Genomic DNA, 7,629 nt, shown 5'->3' with positions numbered 1-7,629 from the left:
ATAACTATCTTCGGTTGGATTAATTATTAAACTTAAATTATTAACAAAGGGAATACTCGTTGTGATAAAATCAATATCACCATAAGCCGTTTTTATTTTATAGTCATCAATATCAACGTAAGCAAATTCTCGTTTTAATAATATTCTGGCAATATGTTCTTTTAATATAAAAGAGTATCCCGCTTGAATAACTACGCCTATTTGTTCATTTTGGTAATAGATTGCATCGCCTTGTAAAATTGCAGCATTCTGAGGCATATTAATTATTCTTGCGCCCACTATTTTCTGATCTACCCCATTATCGGCACGTTGTTTTATTGCATCTTGACCAATAAATGCATCTTTATCGTAACTAATCGCCCATTGCATCTGTAACTCAATAGGACAGCGACTAAAAGGATTAATCACTTGAGGCTCCCAACAAGGATTTTCTAGTCGTATATTTTTTAAATCATCAACCCCGCCAATCTTTAAATCAAATTTCTCAGATAAAGTGCATAAATGTCGCCAAATAGACATTAACTTCTCTTCATCTCCCATAATGTGATAACAATATTCACCGTGTTTACCAACACGCATAGTAATGACATCTTCATCAACATACATAAACTCATGAAAAGGTAATCCAATAATATCCATACCGACGATTTCAGATAAAATTTCCCAAGCATAGGGGCCTTCTAGACAGATCATACGCCAATCTGGAGTAAGAGAAGCGATAGCATCAATTTGGTAGCATTCACCCCGTTCATCTTGCTTATCTAATACTTTTTTTATCTGCTGGCATATGGCATCACTATTCATCCACTCTGAAATTAAAAAATAGTGTTCATTATCACATAGTACATAGGCATCACTTATTATTTTCCCTTCTTTATCTAGCAACAATGTATAAAGTAGTTGTTCATCACGAATAGATGAAATGTCTGCAGAAATAAGATAATTGAGTAACCGCCAAGCATCTTCACCAGAAATTTTCACCATGCCATAATGAGAAAAGTCTGTCATTAATATGCTATTTCTTACCGAGAAATAAGCCTCATGTTCATTAGTATAACGTTTGGGAAGTGTCACTCCATTATATTCACCGAATAATACATTCGCTTTATTTTCCATTTCAAAGTATTTCATAACATCTCCAATAAATAAAAATGATATAACTTAATTATTATTACTCTCATTTTTTTCTTGTTTTTCTCGCTGTTTATTTAAAATAAAGGTTGTTAGGCTATTTATTGTTCTCATATAAGAAGGATCATCACCTTCTGTAACTTGAATATTAAATTCATCATTAAGAAAGACAATTATCTCTGTGGCATCAACAGAATCTAATTTTAAACCACTACCAAATAACGGAGTATCATCATCAATTTGATTAATACTCTTATTTAAATTGAGTCGTTCAATAAGCCCTTCTTTGACTCGCTTTAACATTTTTTTTCTTTGTTCAATTTTTTCATTTAACTTATCGTCATTTTCCATACTATTAATATCCTAATTTTTATTTTGTTCAGAGTGATTATATTCTCTGAAATTAACTATGGTGCCATTAGCAATGATTTTCTTTCCCACTCTTGCCTCAACAGAATAGTGTTTAAAATTGCTTTTATCAGAAAATAATAGAATGCTTGTTATCTCTATGGTATCTCCTGGGTAAGCAGCATTTTTATACCTTAAATTTTGTGAAGCCAATACACCGGAAACTTTTCTTCGATGCTGAATTAAAATTCGTTCTGATCTCGGCTCATTAAGGGCTTTGGCTATTTCTTTAAATGTATTTAATTCAATATTGTGTTCTATTTTATAAATTGAACAAAAGTCATCAATAAAAGATAAATACTCACTCGTTTGACCAAAGATTTCCGCCACCATAACCCCTGGCATAACAGGATCGGTTGGAAAATGTCCTAATAAATAGGGATCATTAAAGGTGACATGTTTAATCGTTTTGATAATAGGTTTTTCACTAGGGACAAAATCGACAATCCTATCAACCATAATGGTCGGTTGTCGCCATGCCCCTAATTTTAAAAATAGTGTAGGAGGCAATAACGATTGATTATAGAGACTCATAAGGGTTACCTCTCATCGCATTACCATCCCACCATCAACGATTAATGTTTGCCCAACAATATAGCTCGATGCCTCGGAGCTTAAAAATACAATGGTATTGGCAACTTCAGCACTTGCTCCCAATCGTTGTAATGGAATAACCGATTTAATATGACGTACGACTTGGCGTGACACTTTTTTGACCATGTCAGACTCAATCATACCCGGTGCCACCGCATTGACTCGAATTCCTTTACCTGCCAACTCTGCAGCCAACGTATGAGTAAAACCTATAATTCCAGCCTTAGCGGCGCTATAGTTACTTTGCCCAATACTTGGAACAATCCCTGCAATAGAAGCAACATTAATAATGGTCGCTTTTTCTGCCGATCTTAATAAAAGCAATAACTGTTTAGTAAATTGACAAGTTCCTAATAAATTGGTTTTAATAACATATTCAAATTCACTTATATTTATAGCAGAAAATAATTCATCTTTAATCACACCTGCATTGTTGATTAATATATGAATAGCATTAGCATATGCCTTTAGTTTATCTAAAAAATCATGAATTGATTTATCATTATTGATATCACATTGTAATATATGTAAGCAGTGACAATATTCACTCTCTTTTTTTAGCTTATCTAAGTTATTTCTATTTTGGTGATATAATGCATAAACATGACACTGCTGTTCAAGGTATTTCTGGCAAATTGCAATACCTATATCACCATTAGCTCCTGTAACAATCACATTCTTATTCTTTAGATCAGAATATATAAACATAATAAAACACCTATAAAAGCATCAATTAAAAATTGCAACAGCGACAGCATAATGATCACAATGAGAAATACTTAATAATGATTGGGTTATTTTTTTCTGCTTTAATAAATTAGAAAAATGGCCTGTAAAAAAATAACAAGGTGCGCCATATTCATCATGCCTTATTTCAATATCATGAAATAAAATTCCCAAACGAAATCCTGTACCTATTGCTTTTACAGCGGCTTCTTTAGCAGCCCAAAACCCTGCAACACGATGATAATTTTCATGAATTCTACCGATACTGTTTCTTTCATATTCAGTTAATAATCGCTGAGTTAACGGTTCACCACTTCTACATATTGCAATAGCCACCTTTTTTATTTCTATAATATCAGTTCCTATTCCCATATTATTTCATACTCAAGATGGTGTATCCTTTGATCTATGAGCGACAAAATATCGCTCATAGATAGGCTAAAATGTTATTTATTTAACGGCCCGACAACTTTACCTTTATTAGTAAAAGTGCCTTTATTATCGATAGTAATACTTTCTCTACCAACAATAATACCTGATTTTTCATTAGTAATATTCTCACCAGAAATAGTCGTGTCTTTTATTGAATTAAGAATACCGCGATTAATAATATTTCCTGTCACACCTAATTCGAAACTATTTTTACCTGACATAATACTATTGCTGGCATTGGTATATTTACCATTTATATTTACACGTAAATGTTCTACACCAGAAATGACGCCATTGTTTTCAAAATCACGATTAACCGTCACTTCAGTATCACCACTCGACGCAATAACACCTTTTAAGGTATTACTTTCAACCGAACCTGTACTGTTATTTTTCAGTGTATCGGTTTGTAGTGTTAATTTATCCTTGCCAAACAATGTGCCTTGTGAATTGGTAAAGGTGCTTGTCACTACAGAGGCATTTTTATGTGATGCAATAGTACCACTGGTATTATCAACAGAGGTGAATTTAAGCTCCATATCCCCATTTTCTGTTACAATACGTCCTTTATTACTCACTAATTTATTACCGCTTAATTTCATTTCTCCTTTACTAATTAATCCCCCTTTCTGATCAGGTTGCCCCAGATAAAAGCCCATTTCTGTTTTGAAATCTAAACTGCTGTTATTCGTCAGTTCTGGTGTATCAATCTCTAATTTCTGTTCAGTGATCACAAATCCTGATGTGTTATTAAATTTATCTGTTTTAAAATAAATAGCGTCTCCTTTAATAACACCTTTATTATTATTTATATAAGGCGCACTGATGGTGACGCTATCGCCTTCTAAGTAAAAAACACCAAAGTTATTATCTAATGTCTGGGAGAAAGTCACATTAGCACCGGTTTTAGATGCTAAGCCACCATAGAGGTTTTTGATCTTATCACTACTAAATGTCAAGTACCCCCCTGATTTTATATGTCCCCATTTATTGGTAATGTCGCCTTTGTTAGTGAAGTTCATATCGCCATCGGTGGCAATAATCGCTTGGTCATTATTCAGTCCAGCAATATTAACTGTCATACCATCCAGACCACTAAGAATACCTAATGAATCATCGCTAGCAGTATCTGCAGTCATGCCGGTATTTTTCAGCGCCTTACCATTAGTATCAATTTCAACACGAGTAACTGAGCGTAGGCGGCTATGGGTATTATTCATTGCGCCACTATTAATACTAATATCCCCTGACGCATCAATATAAGCATCAATATTATTGAAGTCTTTTAGGTTAGTATTAATATCAATGACACTTTTAGAATTGATTTGACCCTCTTTATTATTAAATAAGCCACTATTAATCTTAATACCATTAGTAGCAGAAATACCGACGCCTTCACCGACCGTTGCAGTATTCGTTATTGGTTTACCGTTTGTCTGAATATCTAATTTATCTTTACTTGCAATATAGGAGGCATTGTTTTTAAATTCACCACTATTGATAGTTACATTTCCATCCGCAGAAATATTACCACCAGAGATATTATCAACTTTCGTTTCTTTTGTTTCTATTGAGATAGTTTTAGTACTTTGTATTTCACCAGTACTATTTGTAACACCTTTATCGAAAGCAAAATAGATATCCCCCTCAGATAAGAAGTTACCTTTATTATTATCAAGTGCACCGCTATGAATAAGCTCGATCCCTCCCCCAGCAGTTTCAACATTACCATTATTTTTCAGTGGTGAGTTAGCTTCAGTACCTATAAATTTTAGCGATGAGCTTCTCACTCCTGCATTCTTGACTATCTGCAAACTATATTTACTAGCAACGCCTGTTGGCTTTTGTGCAACCACCGTATTATCTTGTGCTTTAACTTCATTAGCGCCAGTTATCACATTCATATTAATACCAGATGCATCAAGAGGCGATTCAATAGAAACATTGCGGGCAATTAAATCAATCTGTTGCGCACTTTTATCAAAAGTGGCATTACCTTTAACAGTAATATTCCCTTTTTCCACTTTATAACTATCAACGGTATCATTTTGTGTATTCACTTTCCCAGTAGTCAACACAACACGGTCAGCACTAAGAAAGTTACAGCTACTACAAATAATTCCAGCAGGATTAGATAAAATAACCCGTGCTTTTGTTCCGGCCACCTCAACAGGGCCATTTAACGTAATGGCTTTTTTAGCATTAACCTCAAGAGTAATCTCTTTTGCCGCACCGCTAGATAAATTACTATTACCGTCAATATGCCCCGATAATTGAGTATCAGCACCATCAGGACTATTATTTAATATTAACCCTGCTTCAGAAACATCAAAACTGGTTAATGAATTACTGGAATAGCCATTAATCGCTGCGGCAATATTAAGAATATCAACACTACTATTTTTTTGCTGTTGTTGCACAACAATATGAGCAGACGGATCAGCTTGTACTACTGTCGCCATATTTAACGTTGATAATACAGAGAAAACTAATAAATTAATTTTAAAAGAAACAATTTTTTTCCTATTCATTATAATTACCTTATATTAAGCACAAAAGTTAATTAAATAATAAGATCTCTCTTTATTTAAAAGATCTATTAAGCACTAACAGGTGACAAATAAAATATAAAACAAAAAATCGATTGAAATTTACTGGTGAGTTAACTTTAGAGAAATATATTTATTTGGCAATAGGAAAGCATATTCATAATTAATTAGATCCCGAACTAAATAAAATGAAAACAATATAAATAATTACTCTGATAAAAATAATACCAATAGAGATATCATTTTATTTCCAATAACAAGTCTTATTACTATAGGTATTAATGCTTAATTAAAACCTATACCTCCTTTATCTCTACAACACTTTTTCGTGATATGTTCGTCTTAAAACGCAATCGATTACTTTTTAGGTGCAGTTTCTAATTTATTTGTGTAGGATAAAGCGAAAAACATTTTTTTTTGGGATCTTTTGTCTATGAGCATGTCATCATCAAATTCTGCTCCGCAGAGTTTGCTCCAACGCCTGTTTAAACTTCAGGAACACGGCACCACGGTTCGCACAGAACTGATCGCCGGTGTCACCACCTTTTTAACCATGGTTTACATTATCTTTGTTAACCCACAAATTCTTGCTGCAGCCCATATGGATATTAAAGCAGTGTTTGTTACTACCTGCTTAATTGCCGCGTTCGGTAGTATTTTAATGGGACTGGTGGCTAATCTACCTATCGCCGTCGCACCCGCGATGGGTCTAAATGCCTTTTTTGCCTTTGTCGTAGTAGGAGCGATGGGGTATTCATGGCAAGTGGCCATGGGCGCTATTTTTTGGGGCGCAGTAGGTCTCTTTTTGCTTACTCTCTTTCGTATACGCTATTGGATAATAGCGCATATTCCGCTTAGTTTACGTGTTGGGATCACCAGCGGTATCGGTCTGTTTATTGCCATGATGGGCCTAAAAAACTCTGGGATCATTATTCCTAACAACGACACCATTGTGACTATCGGTAATTTTGCCTCCCACAATGTGTTATTAGGTGCTCTAGGCTTTTTTATTATCGCCATCCTTGCGGCTCGTAATATTCATGCGGCAATCTTAATATCGATTATTATCACTACAGTGATTGGCCTGTTATTAGGGGATGTTCAATATCAAGGTATCTTTGATATCCCCCCTTCTATTGCTCCCGTTGTAGGGCAGGTTGATATTGTTGGCGCATTAGATATTGGCTTGTCTGGGGTTATCTTTGCTTTTATGTTGGTTAACTTATTTGACTCATCCGGTACATTAATTGGTGTCACCGATAAGGCGGGTTTAACAGACGATAAAGGTAAATTCCCACGGATGAAACAAGCGCTCTATGTAGATAGTTTAAGTTCTGTCGCAGGCTCCGCCATGGGGACATCATCTGTTACCGCATTTATTGAAAGTACCTCGGGTGTTTCTGTTGGTGGTCGTACCGGATTAACTGCAGTTGTGGTCGGTATTCTTTTCTTACTCGCCATTTTCTTATCACCACTGGCTGGAATGGTGCCAAGCTACGCTACCGCAGGGGCATTAATTTACGTCGGGGTGCTGATGACCTCCAGCTTAACGCGCGTAAAATGGGATGATTTAACTGAATCCGTACCAGCGTTTATTACCGCCGTGATGATGCCATTTAGCTTTTCTATCACCGAAGGTATCGCCCTTGGCTTTATCGCCTATTGTGTGATGAAAGTGGGTACTCTACGCTGGAAAGAAATTAATCTCTGTGTGGTGATCGTTTCACTGTTATTTATTCTAAAAATATTATTAATTGATACTCATGTCATTGATTTAAATAATTTATTT

The 7,629-nt window shown here is 34.9% G+C and carries 7 protein-coding genes; 1 reads left to right on the top strand and 6 read right to left on the bottom strand.

Annotated features, from left to right (window positions below; genetic code table 11):
* From AACU98_RS16330 to AACU98_RS16305, 6 genes are all read right to left on the bottom strand, one after another.
* Positions 1-1,131, bottom strand: a 1,131-nt coding sequence (locus AACU98_RS16330) for an aminomethyl transferase family protein (protein ID WP_161735198.1), incomplete at its 3' end; no start/stop codon positions are given.
* A gap of 30 nt (positions 1,132-1,161) precedes the next feature.
* Entirely contained in the window at positions 1,162-1,482 is a 321-nt protein-coding gene (locus AACU98_RS16325) for an acyl carrier protein (RefSeq protein ID WP_004246773.1), read from the bottom strand.
* A gap of 12 nt (positions 1,483-1,494) precedes the next feature.
* Complete coding sequence (locus tag AACU98_RS16320) at positions 1,495-2,073, bottom strand: 3-hydroxyacyl-ACP dehydratase FabZ family protein (protein ID WP_004246772.1); 579 nt, start codon at positions 2,071-2,073, stop codon at positions 1,495-1,497.
* A 12-nt stretch (positions 2,074-2,085) separates the two neighbouring features.
* On the bottom strand, positions 2,086-2,841 hold the full coding sequence (locus AACU98_RS16315) for an SDR family oxidoreductase (RefSeq protein WP_004249064.1): 756 nt from the start codon (positions 2,839-2,841) through the stop codon (positions 2,086-2,088).
* A gap of 21 nt (positions 2,842-2,862) precedes the next feature.
* Positions 2,863-3,231, bottom strand: coding sequence for a holo-ACP synthase (acpS, locus tag AACU98_RS16310; RefSeq protein WP_004246770.1), 369 nt, complete (start codon positions 3,229-3,231; stop codon positions 2,863-2,865).
* Between the two features lie 74 nt (positions 3,232-3,305).
* On the bottom strand, positions 3,306-5,822 hold the full coding sequence (locus tag AACU98_RS16305; protein WP_161735195.1) for a two-partner secretion domain-containing protein: 2,517 nt from the start codon (positions 5,820-5,822) through the stop codon (positions 3,306-3,308).
* Between the two features lie 451 nt (positions 5,823-6,273).
* Between AACU98_RS16305 and AACU98_RS16300 the strand changes: the two genes are divergently transcribed.
* A partial coding sequence (locus tag AACU98_RS16300) for an NCS2 family permease (RefSeq protein WP_049201729.1) occupies positions 6,274-7,629 on the top strand: 1,356 nt, incomplete at its 3' end.

Source organism: Proteus sp. G4380 (genome assembly GCF_963885725.1).
In the GTDB taxonomy this organism is placed as follows: Bacteria; Pseudomonadota; Gammaproteobacteria; order Enterobacterales; family Enterobacteriaceae; genus Proteus; species Proteus mirabilis.
The sequence above is the reverse complement of the archived record's forward strand: the minus strand, read 5'-3'. Positions and strand labels throughout refer to the sequence as shown.